17 protein-coding genes are annotated in these 19,376 nt (G+C 44.2%); 7 read left to right on the top strand and 10 right to left on the bottom strand.

Annotated elements, in window-relative coordinates; translation table 11 throughout:
* Positions 1-29: 29 nt before the first annotated feature.
* Entirely contained in the window at positions 30-2,117 is a 2,088-nt protein-coding gene (locus V6669_RS04255) for a penicillin-binding transpeptidase domain-containing protein (protein ID WP_338590989.1), read from the bottom strand.
* 177 nt (positions 2,118-2,294) lie between these two features.
* On the opposite strand from V6669_RS04255, the gene V6669_RS04250 reads away from it, so the two are divergent.
* Positions 2,295-2,699, top strand: coding sequence for a CBS domain-containing protein (locus V6669_RS04250; protein ID WP_047840578.1), 405 nt, complete (start codon positions 2,295-2,297; stop codon positions 2,697-2,699).
* Positions 2,700-2,819: 120 nt separating this feature from the next.
* Here V6669_RS04250 and V6669_RS04245 read toward each other — a convergent pair whose 3' ends face one another.
* From V6669_RS04245 to V6669_RS04235, 3 genes are all read right to left on the bottom strand, one after another.
* Positions 2,820-3,260 carry a hypothetical protein gene (locus V6669_RS04245; protein WP_133387315.1) on the bottom strand — a complete coding sequence of 147 codons (441 nt, stop codon included), beginning with the start codon at positions 3,258-3,260 and terminating at the stop codon, positions 2,820-2,822.
* Positions 3,257-3,706, bottom strand: a complete 450-nt coding sequence (locus V6669_RS04240) for a hypothetical protein (protein ID WP_076217251.1) — start codon at positions 3,704-3,706, stop codon at positions 3,257-3,259. The genes V6669_RS04245 and V6669_RS04240 overlap by 4 nt, the downstream gene beginning before the upstream one ends.
* A 209-nt stretch (positions 3,707-3,915) precedes the next feature.
* Complete coding sequence (locus V6669_RS04235) at positions 3,916-4,392, bottom strand: GyrI-like domain-containing protein (RefSeq protein ID WP_338590986.1); 477 nt, start codon at positions 4,390-4,392, stop codon at positions 3,916-3,918.
* Between the two features lie 347 nt (positions 4,393-4,739).
* Here V6669_RS04235 and V6669_RS04230 point away from each other — a divergent pair, with 347 nt between their 5' ends.
* Positions 4,740-5,342, top strand: coding sequence for a hypothetical protein (locus V6669_RS04230; RefSeq protein ID WP_338590984.1), 603 nt, complete (start codon positions 4,740-4,742; stop codon positions 5,340-5,342).
* A gap of 234 nt (positions 5,343-5,576) precedes the next feature.
* Positions 5,577-7,817, top strand: a complete 2,241-nt coding sequence (locus V6669_RS04225) for an S-layer homology domain-containing protein (protein ID WP_338590982.1) — start codon at positions 5,577-5,579, stop codon at positions 7,815-7,817.
* Between the two features lie 142 nt (positions 7,818-7,959).
* On the opposite strand, the gene V6669_RS04220 is transcribed toward V6669_RS04225, so the two are convergent.
* The 3 genes from V6669_RS04220 to V6669_RS04210 form a co-directional block, all read right to left on the bottom strand.
* On the bottom strand, positions 7,960-8,946 hold the full coding sequence (locus tag V6669_RS04220) for a phosphotransferase (RefSeq protein WP_338590980.1): 987 nt from the start codon (positions 8,944-8,946) through the stop codon (positions 7,960-7,962).
* Positions 8,947-9,350: 404 nt separating this feature from the next.
* On the bottom strand, positions 9,351-9,899 hold the full coding sequence (locus tag V6669_RS04215) for a hypothetical protein (RefSeq protein WP_338590978.1): 549 nt from the start codon (positions 9,897-9,899) through the stop codon (positions 9,351-9,353).
* A 4-nt stretch (positions 9,900-9,903) separates the two neighbouring features.
* Positions 9,904-11,487 (bottom strand): glycosyltransferase family 39 protein, encoded by a 1,584-nt coding sequence (locus V6669_RS04210; RefSeq protein WP_338590976.1) that lies wholly within the window; start codon positions 11,485-11,487, stop codon positions 9,904-9,906.
* A 173-nt stretch (positions 11,488-11,660) separates the two neighbouring features.
* Here V6669_RS04210 and V6669_RS04205 point away from each other — a divergent pair, with 173 nt between their 5' ends.
* The gene (locus V6669_RS04205) at positions 11,661-13,112 is read left to right on the top strand and encodes a CAP domain-containing protein (protein ID WP_338590974.1); all 1,452 of its coding nucleotides are present in this window, start codon (positions 11,661-11,663) and stop codon (positions 13,110-13,112) included.
* A gap of 181 nt (positions 13,113-13,293) precedes the next feature.
* Here the strand turns inward: V6669_RS04205 and V6669_RS04200 are convergent, their stop codons facing one another.
* On the bottom strand, positions 13,294-13,692 hold the full coding sequence (locus tag V6669_RS04200; protein WP_091038905.1) for a DUF1801 domain-containing protein: 399 nt from the start codon (positions 13,690-13,692) through the stop codon (positions 13,294-13,296).
* A gap of 184 nt (positions 13,693-13,876) precedes the next feature.
* Here V6669_RS04200 and V6669_RS04195 point away from each other — a divergent pair, with 184 nt between their 5' ends.
* Entirely contained in the window at positions 13,877-14,197 is a 321-nt protein-coding gene (locus V6669_RS04195) for a metalloregulator ArsR/SmtB family transcription factor (RefSeq protein WP_338590970.1), read from the top strand.
* Positions 14,198-14,296: 99 nt separating this feature from the next.
* Entirely contained in the window at positions 14,297-15,379 is a 1,083-nt protein-coding gene (locus V6669_RS04190; protein ID WP_338590968.1) for a saccharopine dehydrogenase, read from the top strand.
* Between the two features lie 146 nt (positions 15,380-15,525).
* Here the strand turns inward: V6669_RS04190 and V6669_RS04185 are convergent, their stop codons facing one another.
* Positions 15,526-17,454, bottom strand: coding sequence for a flagellin (locus V6669_RS04185; RefSeq protein WP_338590967.1), 1,929 nt, complete (start codon positions 17,452-17,454; stop codon positions 15,526-15,528).
* 110 nt (positions 17,455-17,564) lie between these two features.
* Positions 17,565-18,227, bottom strand: a complete 663-nt coding sequence (locus tag V6669_RS04180; RefSeq protein ID WP_338590965.1) for a SprT family zinc-dependent metalloprotease — start codon at positions 18,225-18,227, stop codon at positions 17,565-17,567.
* A 336-nt stretch (positions 18,228-18,563) separates the two neighbouring features.
* On the opposite strand from V6669_RS04180, the gene V6669_RS04175 reads away from it, so the two are divergent.
* Positions 18,564-19,331: a GNAT family N-acetyltransferase gene (locus tag V6669_RS04175; RefSeq protein ID WP_338590962.1), complete on the top strand. Its 768-nt coding sequence runs from the start codon at positions 18,564-18,566 to the stop codon at positions 19,329-19,331.
* The last annotated feature ends 45 nt before the right edge of the window (positions 19,332-19,376 follow it).

The raw sequence follows: 19,376 nt of genomic DNA, 5'->3' as shown, positions 1-19,376 counted from the left end.
TGCTTGCGAGGCTATATATTAAATCAGAGTTACTGCGAAATCTCCAACTTTTCCAAAAAAGGCTTTAATTTATCCACGACATAGTGGCTTCCGCCCCGGCCGTTCACCTCTTCAATGACAGCGGATAACAGGAAGGTCGGAGAATCGGTATCAAATACTACGAAAAATCCGTTTTCCTGCCCCTTCTCTCCCTTCTTCGCTTTCAGCTCCGCTGTTCCCGTCTTGCCCGCGAGTCCTCCAGGAACTGAATTCAAGGTGTGGGCGGTGCCTCCCTGCCGGGAAACAACTTCTCCCAAAGCATCCTTAACCGTATTTGCGGCTTCCGGAGTAATAATTACCTCAGGGTTAGTGCTTTCTTTTCCCTCGATCAGAACAGGTTTCACCAGCTTCCCTTCATTAATAAAAGGTGTAAATGACGCTGCAAGATGAATCGGGGACATTAACATTTCCCCTTGCCCGTAAGACGTATCAGCGAGTAACACCTCAGACGACAGATCCAGATGTGCTTCATTGGCATATTGGCTTGGCTTCAGATACATTTCATCCAGTCCAAAGTTATCACCAAAACCAAACTTCTGAATCCCATCAATAAACTTGGCGCTGCCCATCTCAATCGCTTCCATGGCAAAGTAAATATTATCCGAGTATACCAGTGCATCAACCATGTTAACCGGAGATAAACTCTTCACACGCTTGACATAATAACCGCCCCAACTATCGTCTTTACGCCATTGCAAGCCAGAGATATCATGTGTTTTGTCCGCTGTAGTCACCTTCTCCATCAGTCCCGCTGCGGCTGTAATCGCTTTGAAGGTTGATCCTGGTGCATACCGGGTAGTGACTCTGTTGATAAAAGGAAGCTTCTCATTCGCCGAATAAGCATCCCACTCTGCCTGTGTAAGTCCTGTGACCATTTTGTTCGGGTTATAGGAAGGTGCACTGACCAACGCCAGCAGATTGCCGTCCGTCGGATTCATTAGAACCATTGCACCGGCGTCTCCACCACTGGATAATGTCTGATATAATTTCTTTTGCTGTTTGGAGCTAATCGTCAGCTGAACATTCTGTCCATCTACAGCATCCTTGCGAATAAGCTCAGAACGAGAGTTACCGGATTCATCGGTGATTTCAATCAGACCACCACGTTCACCACGCAGCTGTTTCTCCATGGACTGCTCCAAACCCGCTTTACCAATCCAATCTTCTGCGCGATAATACCCTTCCGTATCCTTATCCAGATCTTCCTTGGTGGCTTTACGCACGTAACCAATCAGGTGCGCAGCTGCCTCGCCGAGTGGATAATAGCGGATTTCCTTGCTTTGCATCGTAACCCCGCTTAAAGATTCTGGTACGTCAAACTCCTCCGTTGAACCAATCGGGACAAAATACTCCGGCTTCACCCATGTCTGCGCAAGCGCCTTATGTATGGCATCTTCCGAAACCTGATAATGGCTCGCGATTCGAGCAATCATCTGGTCCGGGTTATCACCAAGTTTCTCAGGTACAATGCCCCATTCATTCATCGTGCCCTTGGTAGCGAGCGGCAAACCATCACGATCCACAATGTCTCCACGATCCGGGAACAGTGTCCTCACTCGTACCTTACTACCCTTAACCATGTCATTCAGAATCAGTGAAGGCTGCCAGTTTATTTGCCAGTTTTTGCCCCCGTCCTCAAGCTCTTGCCGGACCAGTTTCAATGTATGCGTCTCACTGACTTCTCCCAAAAAAGTTGTCAGTTTCAGGTTGTAATCCACCTCATACGTATCCGGGTTTTGTTTCTCTGCATCGGTCTTACTGCCATCGGAAGCCGTTTCGGCAACTTCCACAGGTTTAACCTCCGCCTTGACGGTGGATACTTCCATACCCGAATAGATCGCATTGTATTTCTCAACAAATTGTTCCTTGTTCATGCCCGACTCTTGCAGCGAAGCAGGTGTCATCAAGGTGTACAACTGGTCAAACTCTTTTTTTTGCAGATGCTCTATGTACTGATTCACGGTAGTTTGGGGCTTGGCCTCTGCTTCTTTATTATTCTGCATGTATAGATACATTCCGATTCCACCTGCAAACAAGATGGGCAGCAGTCCGTACATTAATTTACGTTTGGATTTCATGGTTACATCACCTCTAATATACACTATAGATTTCCAGAGCCATTTAAACAATGAAACAAATCTGACGAATTTATCATTAAAAATAGCCGAAAGCTCACATAATATGTTTAAATAAGAAGAGTGAGATTACATACTAAAGCTTTTTTGCTATGCAAAAGGCTGAAAAGGAGCCCGATGATGGAAATCAGCTATTTTTTACTCCCCAAAGCCGAAGTGGCCTATATCAAGTCTACCGCTTCCATGAAAGATGCTATTGAGCAATTGGAATCGCAACACTACACCGCCATTCCCGTGATTGACCAGGATGGAAAATATGTTGCTACCCTGTCCGAAGGCGATTTGTTATGGAAAATGCGAAATACACCCGGATTGACTTTTGACACGATGGATCAGGTCCAAGTCCATGAGATTAACAATCGGGTATATAATGAATGTGTATTCATTGAGGCTGAAATGGAGGATATGCTGACACTTGCAGCAGACCAAAATTTTGTGCCTGTGGTGGATGTCGATCGTGTCTTCCTCGGTATTATCCGTCGTAAGGATATTATTGAATACTATACGCGCAACATTTCGGATTAGATGAAGTGGAACATCCTGTAATAAGTAATAAACGAATATTCAACTCGAAAGGGTACTCCTGTGGTCATGTTTGGCCAAACCGGGGTACCCTTTTTGTTTCATGGTATGGTCGGAATCACTCTAGGTACGCTTGGCGCGCTCTTCCTTATAATAGTTCAACACGTCCCTTGGGCTTCCCTGGAATGCCCGCTCTTTGCCGAACTCATACGCCTGATGCAGATACGAATACGCCTCGTCATGCTGTTCAAGTCTCATGCAGATCATGCCGAGATCGATCAACGGACTCGTACTTCTATCCGAACTCCGCGTACTTAACGATATCTCAGCCCACGGCTTCGCCAGTTCATATTGCTTCAGATCGATATGTGCATTCGCATGACAGGATGCGATCCAGCTTGCAATCTCCCATTCCATCTTCGGCTCGGGCAACATGCCCCATGCCTGATCATAATAGATAAGTGCTTGTTCATGTTGTTGCGTCTCATCCAGCACATTACCGGCTTCTACCGTTTCTACAATTTGTCGCTCCAGTTCGGCATGTTCCGGTGTCAGATCTTTCATTGCACCGTCTCCTCCTCCAGGACGAAATACCACTCCAGAAAAGCATTGAAATCAGCCCACTGTGGCTCACTCTCACCATTAAGAAACCGTTCAATCGATTCGCCCAGTTCCACCAGCACCACTTCTCCCGTCTGACGGTTGTAGAAAAATCCACCTTCACCTTCAAAACTGTCCAGTGGAATATACGCCTCGGGAAGTCCCAGTGTAAGCTGTGCTACATTCATGTCTTCCATATATACGGTGTTCTCCATAAACCAGCAGATCTGATACAACTCCTGATGCCTGCTGTAAAAAGTCGGTCCATCCTCTGCATGTAAATAAAATTGTGCGAAATCCGACTGAAGATCAATCTCCAGCTTTTGCAATGCTTCTTCGTATGCTGCTGGAACATCTTCATGCCACCAGCCTTGCTCCTGGCAATGATCAATTACTTTATTGGATAACATCGTAGACCTCCTAATTCAATTTTGCTTATAATACCTGTTCAAAAAGAGTGGTTTTCAGTACCGAGAAGATGGGATGAAGCTAGAAATGGAGTAGCGGAGCGTAGGGATAACTACGTGAGCAACGGACATTTCGGCTGAATTCCATATTCGATGCTGATGATGCCCCCAGGCATCCTTAGTAATCAAAAGCGGACTTTTTGAACAACCCCTTATAGTGATTTTACGGGTATCCAGATTTGGGGAGGTGTGCCGTGACCTCTATACACTTCAAGTTCCGGAATCCCTGCATGCTTATATGAAGTGGAAGGAAACCACTCTGTCATAATATGGCGCCACAAGCGTTGTATCGCCTCCGGCTCTAATTCATCGGCCTCAAATACAACCCAATGGGACGCGGGAAGTTCGATGGACACCAAACCTTCAGGCACTTCACCTGAGTGAGAGGTAGCAATCCAGTACTCCATTTGATTGTCCTGCAGCTCTCGCTGATCTACACAGATGCCCACCAGACCGGGAATAGCTCCGTTATTGAACCCGTTTAAACGTCCCTCAATTCCGTCTGCCAATGCATCCTGCCACATCTTAGGAATTTCTCTTAGATTCTCACCATCCACACAAGAGAACGTTCGTTTGACGCCCACAAAGGTAAGGGACTGTTGTTCGATCACATGTTCATTCACATTCATTAGATGGATTCCTCTTCGAGAGCGATATGGGGCACGGTTCTCCATGACCCATTCATGAAAACATTGTTCCATACATAATATATACCTCCGATATGTCCTACAGATACTGTATCAAAAGAGTAAGTAGATTGGAAATAGTGCCAGTACTCCTGTTCATATGAAAGTAGCAGGAACAGAAGTAGACGTGCGATTCATGACTTAAAAGAATACTTGCCTACCATTCGTTCCTGCTCGATGTTTTGGGAGATAGACATACTGGGTTCTTCCCGTCCTTCATTTCCTTATTCTGGTGCAACTTTATTCTTACTCGTTCGTCTAACTACTGACCAACAACTAAGGAGATGACTATGCGAATAACTTGCAGCCCCGGTTTCCCAGGAAGCATGATTGGATCAATTGATCTTCAGCCATCGAAGTATTACACCCCACCTTCCAGTAACAGCCAAATTACAGATCATGTTGATCCTGAACTCGTTACCATTCCCTATGTGGAAGATCCGGAATTCGGATCACACTTTGACAACATGAAGGTCATGAACGGATCTTATAAAGATGAAATGCATGTGAGCTATGATGTGGAGTTTACGATTGATGTGGACAAAAAAGGTTATATTACGCAATTTGAACATACGTTCCAGCTGGAACGTTATTTGGATCTGGTGCGAACGCAATCCTATAAAGTGATCAAGACAAACTGGCGTGGACAAACATTTCACGTGATGACGTATAGTTACCTGGAGGAAGTCATTCATCCGAAAAATGTTCTTTTTAAATGTAACCTCGCAGAAGACGTTTTTGTGGTAGCTGAACTTGTTTCCAATCGCTCAGATGAAAGTGCAACTGAGCACGGTATCAGGGATCTGCATTTCCGTGCATTAATCTCGGCACGAGATGATCTGTACCCATTAGATTATATGTGTGAGCCTGATTTCGACCTGAGTCTCGACTAAAAAGTAGATACATATGTAGAAAGAGCATAAGCTGTCCCGAATCAGCGGGGTAGCCTGTGCTCTTTTTTTCACAGATGAATCACCAACTGCCTAATTTCCCCCCTCCTTCATACGCTCGGCCTTATCTTCCCATGTCTGGCTCTAAGCAAAACCAGCTGTAATGTCGATGAATATACCATAATGCTGTACATGCATATGTTCTTTGTACGTTCAGATATGAGAGGGGTTGGAAACATGGTTTACCGGAAAAATAAAATGCATTCGTTGTTCGCTCTGCCCTTGGCAGGTCTGCTGTTTCTGTTATGGGGTGCTCAAGCTGCACATGCGGAACAGGTCGACAGTTTGTTGCCTGAGCGAAGTCAGCAGGAGATCGTTCAAAAGTGGAATCAGTGGATGAATGGCAATGATACATCTCCCCTGTATACAGAGACACCTTCGACAAGTGCTCCCTACTCTGCTGGTGTGGTAAGTGACGCCTATCTGGAACAAGGGCTGAACGCAGCCAACTTTTATCGTTTTATCACGGGGCTACAGGGCGATCTTGTCCTTGATCCTACCTTGAATCGTCAAGCCCAGCATGGGGCTGTTGTGGTCTCCACGGGTGGATACCTGTCCCATTATCCAGAGCAGCCAGGAGATATGCCAAAGGATTTCTTTGACACCGGTTCAAAGTCTGCCAGCAGCTCCAATCTGTACGTTACCAGCAGTGCCAAGAATAACGTCCTGACAAAAAGCATACAGGCCTACATGAATGATTCAGACGCCTCCAATATTGATCGACTCGGTCATCGGCGCTGGATTTTGAGTCCACAACTGCAACGAATCGGATTTGGACTCGCCACTCGTAGTGAAGCAGGCAAGACATATGATCAGTACTATAGTGCCATGCAGGTATTTGATAAAAGCAGAACTGGTGGAACTTCGTTCAACTACAGCCTGTTCCCGAATCAGGGCGCATTTCCAATCGAAGCCTTTGGCAGTACACAGGCCTGGTCTGTTCAACTGAATACAGATGTATTCGCGAAACCATCACTATCTGAGGTACAGGTCGAGATGACTCGGACTTCCGATCAACGTACGTGGACCTTTAATGCCAAGAATCAGAACAGTGGCTTTCCAACCGGTTATTACAACGTGGACCCTGCGGATAAACAATGGTTTAATCAAGCCTATTTCAATGTAGAGACAGGTGGATATGGATATGGCTACGCCATCATCTTCCGTCCGGACGATGTGCAATTGTTAAAGAACGGCGATACGTTCGACATTCGAATTACAGGTCTGCAAAAGAAAAATGGTACAGCAGCGGAGATCTCATACTCCACACGTTTCTTCCATGTTGACGGTGTTCAAGATGCCACTCTTACCCGTATAACGCCAGGACAACAAAACCTGAACGTACGAGCAGGAGAACAGATTGATCTGCCTTCAATCACTGCAGTGAATGATAACGGAACATCCTATGTTCCACAATCTAACGTTTCCTTCACCACGACGTCAGATCGCATTGCCATCAAGGATGGAAAAATAGTCGGACTTCAGGCCGGTAAAGCCGAAATTCGGATTCGTTTTGAAGGGAAAGAAGCGGTTGTCTCTGTTACGGTAACGGGAATTCCCCAATTAACTGATGTCCGTACACATTGGGCGAAAGATGCCATTCAATGGGCCGTCCAACAGGAGATGGTCAGTGGATACGAGGATGGAACGTTCAAACCCAACAATCAGGTCAGTGAAGCCGAATTCCTCTCCATGTTGTTTAAGCTGTATGCGAATTCCCATGTCATTCAGAGCATTGATGCTGCAGAAGGACAAGCTATCAAAGGAAACATCTGGAGTGATCGTTATTATACCTATGCTTCCGCGTTGAATCTGAATCTGGATGCCAGCAAACAGAATCCGAAGATGCGCAATCATGCCTTGAACCGAACAGAAGTAGCCGTAATCGTGGCGGGGCTTGGCGGTAAAAATTATACCCAGGATGACGATGCCATCCGGTATCTGCTGAACATGGGATACTCTTCAGGCAAAACGGCAGCTACGGTGCAAGGTTATGCGGGACAAGAATCCTTGACCCGGGCAGAGGCCGTTGTTTTTCTCCAGAACCTGAAGGAAAAAGGCTTCGAACTATGGAGCAGACCTAAGAATGCCACTGAAGCTACCGAGAATGAAAAGAACGGTGGACTACCGGATCAGACCATGAAAGCAGTATATTCTGACGATCACACGTTGGTCCTTCAAGGTACGTTCCCGGCGTATGCCAACCAGACGATGCCGATTAAAATCCATGGTCCTTCGCCTGCTGTAGAACACATCCAGACGCAGCAGGTTACAACGGATGCCTATGGCAATTTTAAACTCACGGTAAGTAACCTTGATGCGAAGGAACTTAACCTCTATGTGGACGTACGCGAAGATTATTCCTACTGGATCAGTGTAGAGGCAGGGCGAACTGCGATAAGTGATTATACCGAGTAACATGTAAAAACCAGCTTAGGAATTCTACATTGAATTCCCAGCTGGTTTGTTTGTTATGAGGACTGATTTTGATATGAGACATGACATACGTTCAATGTTCAGTGTTCAATTATTGGTGGATATAACTTTTTAAGTGTAGACTTTAAATCGGATGACCAAATTGCTCTGCCTTTTCATTCATTATCCTCGCTAACCTCGCTCTTAATCCACTCATCCACTCCGGCTCATATGACCACTGCTCTGCAACAGATTGAAGCATACGCACATAACCGTACAAGTTGGCAAAACGGCGACAAGCGGGGAACATACTCTCCAGATCATAACGTTCTCCTGCCTCGGACCAGTAACCATTCAGGAACAATTGTTTCTTCTGCTCCCATTGTTCAGGCTCGATCTCCTCACGTAAACTATCCAGACTCTGTTCCACGTCCATCGCGTACCAGTGATACATCGAGTCATCAAAATCAATGGCATAACAAGACTGGCTATCTTCGTCATAGAAGACATTATCCAATTCAAAATCGTAGTGGATGAGTCCGAAATTTTGCTGGGTCATCGGCCAAGTCGCAAAATATGTTCGGAGAAACTCCACCTCGTTCAGAGCAGCCGTTTCACCAGGAAAACCCTTCAAGATCTCCTGCATCCAATTCAAAACATCCTTATAGGTCCAGCGTTTCTCCTTCTGCTCAGGCATGAATGCGCGCGATAGATGATGCAGCTCACCCAATGCCTGACCATAGCTGTACAGGATGGAGTCATTCAAATCAATACTTCCTAACTGCGATCCAGGTACTCGCTTGAATACGGAAGCATAGTACACTCCCCATGGCGTATGAGCTTCTACAAGTTCTGTTCCTGAATGAGAAGGTACCACCTCCATGCCTCCATACTGATTCGTTCGAAGATAACGGAGGAACTCCAGTTCAGCGCTGAGGTTGACTCGATTTTTTTCCTCTACCGGGGCAAATCGAAGCAATCTCACTTCTCCCTGATCTCTGAACGGATACACGGCATTGGAGGATATACGATAATACTGAAACATGTCCAGCGACTCAGGATCATAACTCCAATTCTTTAAAATCATCGCGGCAAGATCATTATGTTGAAATAAATATTTTAAATTTAACATGGGCATTTCTCCTTTTTGATCATTTCATGTGGATTGCTCGTAGCCAACGAATGCCTATTTTTGCGCGCAAAAAGCCGCAGGCTATGCCTGCGGCTTTTAAAATTCTGAGTGTATGAGAAATTTGCACAAGCAAATAAACCTCGCATACGCCAGAAAAAATGAGCAGTTATATCCCTATATATCAGCAGATCTCAGATCGACTGGGAAACTGGATGTGTCCCACACTGTATCTGAATGATCTGCCGGAATTATTCAGTTTATGCTTACCTTCATTGTAGTAATGGAACATACCATCTTAGACCGTCGTTTCATGACGCTCACTCCCTTCAAAAAACCAGTTGTTTCCATAATAGCCGATAAGCCAAATGTAAGCAATTACAAAATGACGATAATCCCATCATTTTTTACTGGACAACCATCACCCGTTCCACCGTCTCGGTGTTGTCCTTATACCACACCATCACGATGTTTTCTTTTTGAAGATCAGACACTTGAATGGACGAATTCGCACGTGAGCTGGAACTGCCCGAGCGCGGCGTCCCCATACCTTCCGTGATAGCAACATCATCATTTATATTTAATTTCATCTCCATTCCGGTATCCTTCCATTCCATGCCTGGGGATGAGGTGTCCTGCACCTCAAGTAACGCTAACGTGACTGTGTTTCCATTCACAGAAATAACTCTACCTATCATGTCGGCATTCATCATCCCCTGCGTCATGTCCGGACTGCCTGTACGGTCATTCATACCCGTGCCGCCCCTTCCACCTCTCGGTGTCCCTCCATTCATGCCCAGGCCACCACCATTCGGCATGCCGAATCCATTCATGCCTTGCACAGAACCGGTGTTGGTAATATTCTGGGCGGTTATAACATCGCAGGCCGTCAGCATAACCAAACATCCCATCAGCAGGAGTGACGTAACCGATGTGAAATATTTATTTTTTCGCATATGCTCACCTTTTTCTCAGGGAATATTGCTCCAAGGTACCTTTACGATGGAATATGAAGTCATACGTATCTTTGAACCCCATATAGGACAGAACAACCAACAGCGGATATACAGGATAGATGTATCTGGACTTAATCTCCCACAGAATATAAAACCCGATGAATCCGAGAATAACCAGGATCAATGAAACTTCGTCATACCGTTTACGACGAATTCCACCGACCAACCGGATGAAAATAAAACAGTACATCAAGAAATTCATCACATATACGATCCAGAGTAACCCCGTCCGATAAGCCGAATCCCCCTGCAACAGTTCTGTTATCACATTCGTGTAACTATAGGAGCCTGCGATTCCGCCTCCCCTTCCTCTTCCGGCACCCATGGAACTTTCATTGCCGATTCCGTATCGATCCATCTGGTATGTCCCTTCGGTCCAGGTCCATATGATCTTTTTGTAATACATCTGCACCAAGTCACTCGCACTTGCTTCATACAGCTTCTTGCCAATCTCTTGTTTGAATAAATCTGCGCTCTCAGCCTTATTGTAGTTGGCCTGCCTCTGATAGATCTGATAACTCTCCATATTGTCCCAGAAGCCAAAACGCTCCAGATTAATCCCCATATTCAGCCACATATAGACCGGTGCAGAGTTCTCTCCAACAGGTTCGCTCACAGCTCCAGAGGATTGAAGAACCGCGTTCTGAGTCCAGGTTGGGACATTAAACAACATACCCAACACACCGATGGAAATGATGACTTTCTTCATTCCGATGCTCCGCATATTCAGCAGGATAGTTATGATGGCAGCAATTAGCACGATCACGCCGATGCTTCGGAAGTAATTAGCCATCGCAAGAAAAACGGCGGCAATGACGATTGTTTTCCAAGACTTTTCACGTACAAAACGAATGATAAAGTATAGACACGATATCAGGAATGCTGTGGCAATCACATCATTATAGATCAGGTTGTTCAGGAATAAGGAAGGCAGGTACGTGGCTGCAAAGATTAACACACCGTAATCACGTTCCGTGGATCTGTCGTTCACTTGTTTGTAGATAAGATAAATCATGAACGTCGTTAACGTTGAAAACAAAATATTAAATAGTTTGATGACCAGATAGTTGTCCGGGAACAGGTACAGCAATGTCTTCAGGTACAACACGATCGAGTAGTTAAACGGGAACATGTGCAGATAACCACCCGTTTCAAACGAAGAGTAGTCTTGGTCATACAGCATGTTCATGGCAAGTGAAAGAACGGTCTGCGAATCATCCGTGGGCACTCTCGGAAATACAAAAATGATGATGACCTGAATGACCAGAGAACATAACAGCACAATCGGAATGACAACCTTCGGGCTGTATTTGTTCAGTTTCAGACACAGCGCATATAACCCGACACCTGAACCAAGAAGCAAAAGAATGACCGGGAGAAAAATACTCCACTGTTGCATGCCCAAAATGGGATTGTCCCCATACAAGGCGTAGTTGTACTGTGCCCGAACCAATAAGGACGAAGCAATAAACACCGCAACAAACACGAGCAAAATGAGATAAAACGACTTATGCAGCATCTTAGACATGCAAAAACTCCTTTTCGATTACAGGATTCCGTGAGTATTATAATGGCTCTGGCTGAAAAATCGCTGAATTCGAATAAACAATTGCATTCATTAAACTAACGAATTATACCTTTAATGTCGATAATATACATCGAATACATAATAATATTTTTTTACTAGAAGGAGATTAGAACATGTTTATTCAAAAAAAGTACATCCGCTCGTTACTCTCTCTTCCTCTGGCAGGCCTGTTATTCATGCTGCTGGGGACCCAGCAGATCGCTGCTGCCCCTGTCGATAGTCTGCTGCCTGAGCGAAGTGAGCAAGAAATCAGTCAGAAATGGACGCAATGGATGAGTGGCAAGGACCAAACTGCTACATTCACTCAGAATCCTTCGACCAAGGCACCTTATGTCGCTGGTGTAGTAAGTGATTCCACATTAGAGCAGGCCCTAGGTGCAGCCAACTTCTATCGTTATCTCTCCGGTTTGGATGGAGATCTCATTCTCGATGCTGCTCTCAATCGTCAAGCCCAACATGGAGCAGTCGTTGTTTCTACCGGAGAATTGACTCACTTCCCAGCTCGTCCGGTAGATATGCCAAAAGACTTTTTTGATCTGGGAGCCAAATCGGCTTCAAGCTCCAACCTGTACGCTTCCTATGGTGCTCAAGGAAACCTTGCAGTCAAAAGCGTAGAAGCTTATATGGATGATTCGGATTCCAGTAACATTGCTGCACTCGGCCATCGTCGCTGGATTTTGAGTCCGCAACTGAAGAAAGTCGGTTTCGGGATTGCATCCCGGGACAACAAAAACTATGCGAGCCACTTCAGCACCATGCAAGTGATGGATACAAGCCGTTCAGGAAAACTCAATTACAATTACAACTTGTATCCTAACAAAGGGGCATTCCCGATTGAGGCATTCAATGTGTCACAAGCTTGGTCTGCACAGCTGAATCCGGACGTCTTCGCGAAGCCTTCCAAATCGGAGGTACAGGTGGAGATCGTGCGTTCATCGGATCAGAAAACTTGGGTACTGGGAGCAAAAAACCCGGTTAGCAGTGATCCTGCAAAGGCCTATTTCAATGTAAATTCCGATGGTTATGGGTATAACTATGCTGTTATTTTCCGCCCAGATAATTTGAAATCCTTGAAGGCAGGCGACACGTTCAACGTTCGCATAACCGGTTTGAAAAAGAAAGACGGGTCCAAAGCAGAAATTTCATATCAGACACGTTTCTTCTCGGTTATCAATCCTTCACAAGAGCCTGTAACTGATCCACAGAATCCTGGGACAGAACCACAAGACCCTGGAACAGAGCCCCAGGACCCGGATACGGGGAACGAGGATTACCTGGATAACCATCTAATGCAGTTCGAATATACAGCGGATCGTACGCTGAAAGTACGGGGAACACTCACGGCTTATACAGGCAAAACATTCTCATTCCAGATCCACGGTCCTTCACCTGACGAAAAACATATTCGCACTGAAACGGTGAAGCTGGATGCTAATGGTCGGTTCAGTCTGACCGTTCCCAATCTCGGCGTGTCCGATCTGACCATATACTTGCAAGTGGACCCAAGCTTTATGTATCTGATTCCTACAGCAAGTAATTCAGACGTTACGTATTACTTTGAATAGAAGCGAAGCAAGAGCATAGGAATAAACTAAAGTAAAATAAAGTACGACCAGAGTAAAACCTAGAATCTAAAAACAAAAACAGTCGGAATGCATAGGCATCCGACTGTTTTTTTATAGTTTATGATACGAGCTTTTATGATACGAGCTTTTATGATACGAGCTTTTATGATACGAGCTTTAATTACTTCGGTGCTCCTTTTTTGCGTTTCTTTTCCAACGCAATCTCCACATTTTCTTTTACCCGATACTCCACAATCCGGCGGATGAGATCCTCGGGCAATGGCTGATCCAGTGGAAACTGGACAGATCCCTTTCCCCCTTTATACTTGGAGAGTTCCTCCTGGAAAGCTTGAATTCCCCTGGGAGCTGGGTAAAACCCAATATGATGCTGGTATGCGGCAAAATGAACCAGATTCCCATGCTGTGCATACGTAGGCATCTTGTAACTGATCTTCTCTTCGGCGTTCGGAGCCGCTTCACGAATAATCTGCCTTATTGCCTGTAATCTCACCTGTACATCAGGTGCAAACTCCGAGATATATTCATCTACCAGCACCGAATAATGGTTACTCTCAGCCATCTTGGACTCCTTCCACCACGGATACATCAATGGATTCGTGGTACGGGCATATTTGCTTATATTGTACTTCAAATGGACAAGCGGAACAGCTATTTTTCTGCAACTTGGAATGTTAAATTTGATTTTCAAGTGAACTAAGCCTTATAATACGTTTAAACAATTAAACATTATAACGGAGTGAGCCATGAACGAGTCGATGGGTAACCAAAAAGTTATTGATATTTTCGAGAATCTAAGTCCTTATCTTCAAGGTTTGGGAGATCCCGTTCGCCAGCGAATCATATCGCTGCTCATTGATCAAGAGAGCATGAACGTATCACAGATTGCAGAGCATGTCCCCATGTCACGCCCTACGGTCTCTCATCACTTGAAAATATTGCGTCAATCCGGGCTGTTATCGGTTCAGAAAAAAGGTACGGAGATGTATTACAAGCTGGAGTTCAACGATGCGATCGAATTACTCAAACAGCTCGTTCATCTCGTGGACGTGGAATGTCAGAGCTAGCGCATACCGCGCTGGTGTACTGCATTCCTTTTCTTCACTCTATTATGTTTAATAGTTTAAACATATAAGTACATAAACATATCAACGGAGGTTTATCGAATGAATAGAAAAAAAGTTCTTATCGCTGGAGGTTATGGTGCTGTAGGTGCACAGCTTGCCCGCATTTTGCATGACAGGCATCCTGATCTGGAATTGGTACTGGGAGGCCGTTCTGCGGGTAAAGCAGCACCTTTTCCATCCAATCGTGTCCAAACGGTTGTTGTTGATACCAATGCAGACGATCCACTGATTCACGCAGGAGAGAATATATCGTTAATCATTAATGCAGTGAACGATCTGGATGATCGGCTACTGGTATCGGCAGTGCGGAGAAAAATTCCACTTATCGATGTAACACGCTGGACTGAGGTGTTCAATCAAGCGATCCGTTCAGTAGAACAGGAGGAACTTCATGCCCCTGTAGTGCTATCCTCTGGATGGATGGCAGGAACAGCTTCTCTATTTGCCATGATACTCTCTAACTCGCTGCAACATGTCGAAGTAAACATTCATGCCCTATGGTCGCTGCGGGATAAGGCCGGCCCTGATTCGGCAGCCTTCATGGACCGGATGAGTATTCCTTTTCAGATAACCGAATCCAATACACATCGACTCGTCTATCCCATGACAGATCCGATCAAAGTTCATTTCCCGAACGGGTATACGACCCCATGTTACAGACTGGACACACCCGATCACGTCACTTTGCCTCATACCAGCCATATCGATTCCGCCAGTTTCCGTATTTCATTCGATAGTAAAGTATCTACCTATGCACTCGCCGGATTGGTCAAAACCGGAGTCTGGAAGATGATCAGTGGTGAACGTTTCCAGCCATTCCGGCGAAAATTGCTCTATAATCCGGGAACTGGGAGTGCACATCATCTCGTCATTCAATTGAAAGGGCTGGATGCGAAAGGGAACAAGGTTGAGCGAACGATGACAGTCTCTGACCCACTCGGTCAAACTCATATGACTGCACTCGGCGCTGCGGTGCAAGCCGAGAAGATACTGTTGATGCCAACGGACAAGCCTATGGCTCCAGGCATCTATTATCCTGAGCATCTGTTCGATGACCGAATGGACATGGATGCAGTTACTCATTTTTTCACACAATATGGCGTTCAAGTAACCCACTCCTGATCCAGTCATAACAAAAAATCCGCGAAGCCGCTCACTGCAAACAGTGGGACCATCGCGGATTTTACGAATAATAATGGAGAAATGTATCTTTTTAAGTACAAGCTTGTGTCTGGCATTATAGCGTCACGGCTCGACCATTTGATTTTTCATCTCAACAGTTGCAATATATCTGATGATTTTTGATTGGCTTGAGCTAGCATAGCTTGTGTCGCTTGTAAAAGAACAGTTTCTTTCGTATTTTTCATCATTTCTTTCGCAATATCTGCGTCTCTTATCTTGGATTCTGCAGCGGACAAGTTAGAAGAAGCGTTCATAACATTGTTCAATACATGCCCAAGAGCATTTTGGTAAGCGCCAAATCTAGCTCTGTGTGAAGACACATGTTCAATGGCTTTATCAATCTGGACGAGTGATCTGTTGGCATCGTGCTGTAAAGAAAGGTTAATGTTCTCTACTCCAATTGATTTCGTTCTAACATCTGCCAGCTGAACTTTGTAAGTTGCTCCTTGATTAGCTCCCACTTGCAAACCTAAATATGTTTGGTCAGAACTTGAACCATTTTCATTTCCACTGATATCAGTTATCTTAAAATCAGTTATCTGGTAACTACTACCGTTCATTTCTCTTTCAAATTTGAGCATACCATTATCATCAACAGCAATAATTCCCGCACTTTTTTTTTGAAATTCATTGTTCAGATAATCTATAAATTCTGATGAAGAGTAACTACCCTCATCTAAAATAAATGTTTTATTTATTGAATGTTCAAGACCAATTTCCCATCGGTTACTATCTCCATTAATAACAATACCATTAGTTAGATCAAGATTTGTCGTTAAAGAACTCTTCGTTTTGGGATTCCAAACATCACCTGGAATCACTGGACGCATAAAAAGGGGATTAAGTGCGTTACCTGAAACTAGTTGAATTGCGTTCGGAGAAACACTTGTTTTGTGTGTCAATATTAGCATGTAGTGTTTATTACCCGGTCCAGCACTCACATTCACACCAGTAGCAGATGAAAAACTAGCTGAGATATCGACTCCGACACTATCGAACTGGTTATTTAACTGTTCAATAAGTTCATCTCTGCTATACGTTCCTTCTGCAAGAATTATGGTCTTGTCAACACCCGAATCCTTAATATGAAGAGTATCATTCACACCACTTTTAACCGTATAACCTATAGAAAAATCAGCTTCCCTGCCCCAAACCTCATATCTTGCTCTATATGTAAGCTCTTCGGTGAAAATTTCATTAAACGCTGTTCCTTCAACTTCTATCTTGTGATTCCCTGAAATTGTGCTGGTCAATAGCGTTCTCATATGTGTATCATCCCAATGACTGTAAGCATTGGAGAGTTCTACTGGAGCCCCTATAGCCCTTAGTTTTGAGTTAATATCATCATATAGTGCAGTAGAGGATCCACGATACACACCTGCACTGATATTAATGGTGTATGCCGTATCGTCAAATTTTATCGTTAACTGATCATTAATTCCGGATAAGATTTCAACTCCAATAGCATTCTGAATATTTCCACTATTACCAATCAAGGTGGATCGGCCGAGAGTGGATATATTTTCTCCTACATACGTAATGAAACTTACTGAGCCTGGTTTAATTTCTCCATCCTGATTAACAACTTCATTTGATCCATTATTCAACAAATTAATCCCGTTAAAATATGTATTATTGGCAATATCATTAATGCCCTCTTTAATCTGTCGAACTTCTTCCTGTATAATCAAACGATCCGAATCTGTTAAGCTACCATTTGCTGCTTGCACAGCAAGCTCTCTTAATCTAATTAATAATGGATCCTGTATATTACCTAGTCCTGACTCAGCAGTTTGAATTAATGATATCCCATCTTGTATATTTCTTTCCGCCTGATTCATACCACGAATCTGAGCCCTCATCTTCTCAGAAATACTCAATCCTGCTGCGTCATCTGCCGCCTTGTTAATTCGTAAACCAGAAGATAATTTACTTGTTGATTCGGAGATTGATTTATTAGTATTTTTTAATCTATTGGTAATATTCAAGCCAAGTATATTATTCTTTACTATCAAATTCTCACCTCTTAATCTACTCTTTAACTAAAATGTATAGGACTTACTGTCCATTATACTAGAGAAACATGAAATCTGATAACAAAACAATAAAGTGTTGAAAATTATAATCACAACGTCATGGCTCTACCATTTCGCATCAGGTAATCTTCTTTTGTTTTGTAATCCGGCATGATGCTGCCGATCCGCCGCCAGAAAGAGCGGTCATGATTCATGTGGTGAATATGGCAAAGTTCATGAATGATGACATAATCGATCACTTCCAGTGGCGCCATCGCCAGGCGATAATTGAACGTCAGCTTTTTGTCCCAGCTACAACTGCCCCACTTGGTGGGAGAATCTACGATCTCTACTGACTTCGGCTTCACCTTCAACTCCTGCTGATAGCGACCGATGCGCTCCCCAATCATGCGTTTACACTCGGCAAAATAAAACTTCTTCAGATTCGCTCGCAGCTCCTCTTCTGTAAGCCCCTCTACAGGAATTAATTCATGCAGTGCATGTTCCTTGCCAAAAAGCAGGAACTTCCCCTTGCCCTCATCTTCATATTCCTTGGCTTGAGGACCGTCGAGCGCTTGCTGCATCAGAGCGGATTTCTTCAAAATCACATCCCCATGCTGCTCCACAAGTTGCCGGATCATGTCTTCACTGGTACCATTCGGTGCTTTGATCGTTACCATGTAAGGCAAGTCCATCGTGATAGACACTTTCTTGCGTTTGCCGTATTGGATATGACAGTTAATGCTGTGATTATTTAATTCTATAGTTAACATAATGCGCTCCGCTTCTGGCACTCCGATGACAGAACAACCTTCCGATCGCTGTTATCCCCAGATTTTTTTGATTCCTTTTTTAAAGGAAAAATCCGTGGATAAAGGCGAGGTGTATGCTTCCGAAGTAGCTTTCTTTCAGAAAGCTTTTAACTTCGCTTCTTCAGGTTATTTCTGTCCTCTCCGTTAATGTGTAAAAGATATATACATTCTTTCAACCATATCAAATTGTATACCATCTCCGGCTATAATGCATACTGTTCGGCGATATATCTGTTTTTGTTGTATTTTTATACATTATTATGTATTATTATTTAATCATAAAATCGGGAGTTGGATATGACGCATACAATAGATACAGAACACAAAACCATTGAAGAACTATCGCTTAATCACTGGCAACCCTTGTCCACCTTACTGTATGACGGCTGGGTACTGCGTTTTGCCAAAGGATATACCAAACGTGCCAACTCCATTCAACCGATCCACTACTCCACTCTGGATGTGCATGAAAAGATTGAGGAATGTGAGCGTATCTATGCTTCCAATCAATTAAGTACCATATTCAAAATCACGCCGTTTATTCAGCCGGATCATCTCGACCAGCTTTTGCAAGACAAAGGGTATGGCGTTGTTGATCTGACCCGTATCCAAACTCGGAGTCTGGAAGAGATCAAAGAGCCTGTGCACCAAGTTGTACAGATCGACGAACAGTTGACCACAGCTTGGCTGGATCACTTTTGCCGATTGAACAAGGTGAATGATCTGCAACGGGAAACGACGGAATTAATGTTACATAACATCCGCACACAGGTAGGTTTCATCTCGCTGTTAATTGATGGGCAAGTCGTCGCTTGTGGGTTTGGTGTCATCGAACGTGGCTACATTGGATTGTATGACATCATTACAGACGCTAACTTCCGGAATCAGGGACTTGCTGAACAGATGATCCTGCATCTATTGCATTGGGCAAAAAAACAAGGTGCTACTTCTAGTTATCTGCAAGTCGTTGCGAATAATGCACCTGCCTTGAAGCTTTACGCCAAGCTGGGTTATTCAGAGATTTATAGCTATTGGTACAGAGTCAAAGAATGGAATGAGTCCTGACTATGCTGAAACCAAAAACTGCCCTCCTTCTATAAAGGAAAGGCA

Origin of the sequence: Paenibacillus sp. Y5S-9 (assembly GCF_036894235.1) — a bacterium.
Taxonomy (GTDB): Bacteria; Bacillota; Bacilli; order Paenibacillales; family Paenibacillaceae; genus Paenibacillus.
The sequence above is the reverse complement of the archived record's forward strand: the minus strand, read 5'-3'. Positions and strand labels throughout refer to the sequence as shown.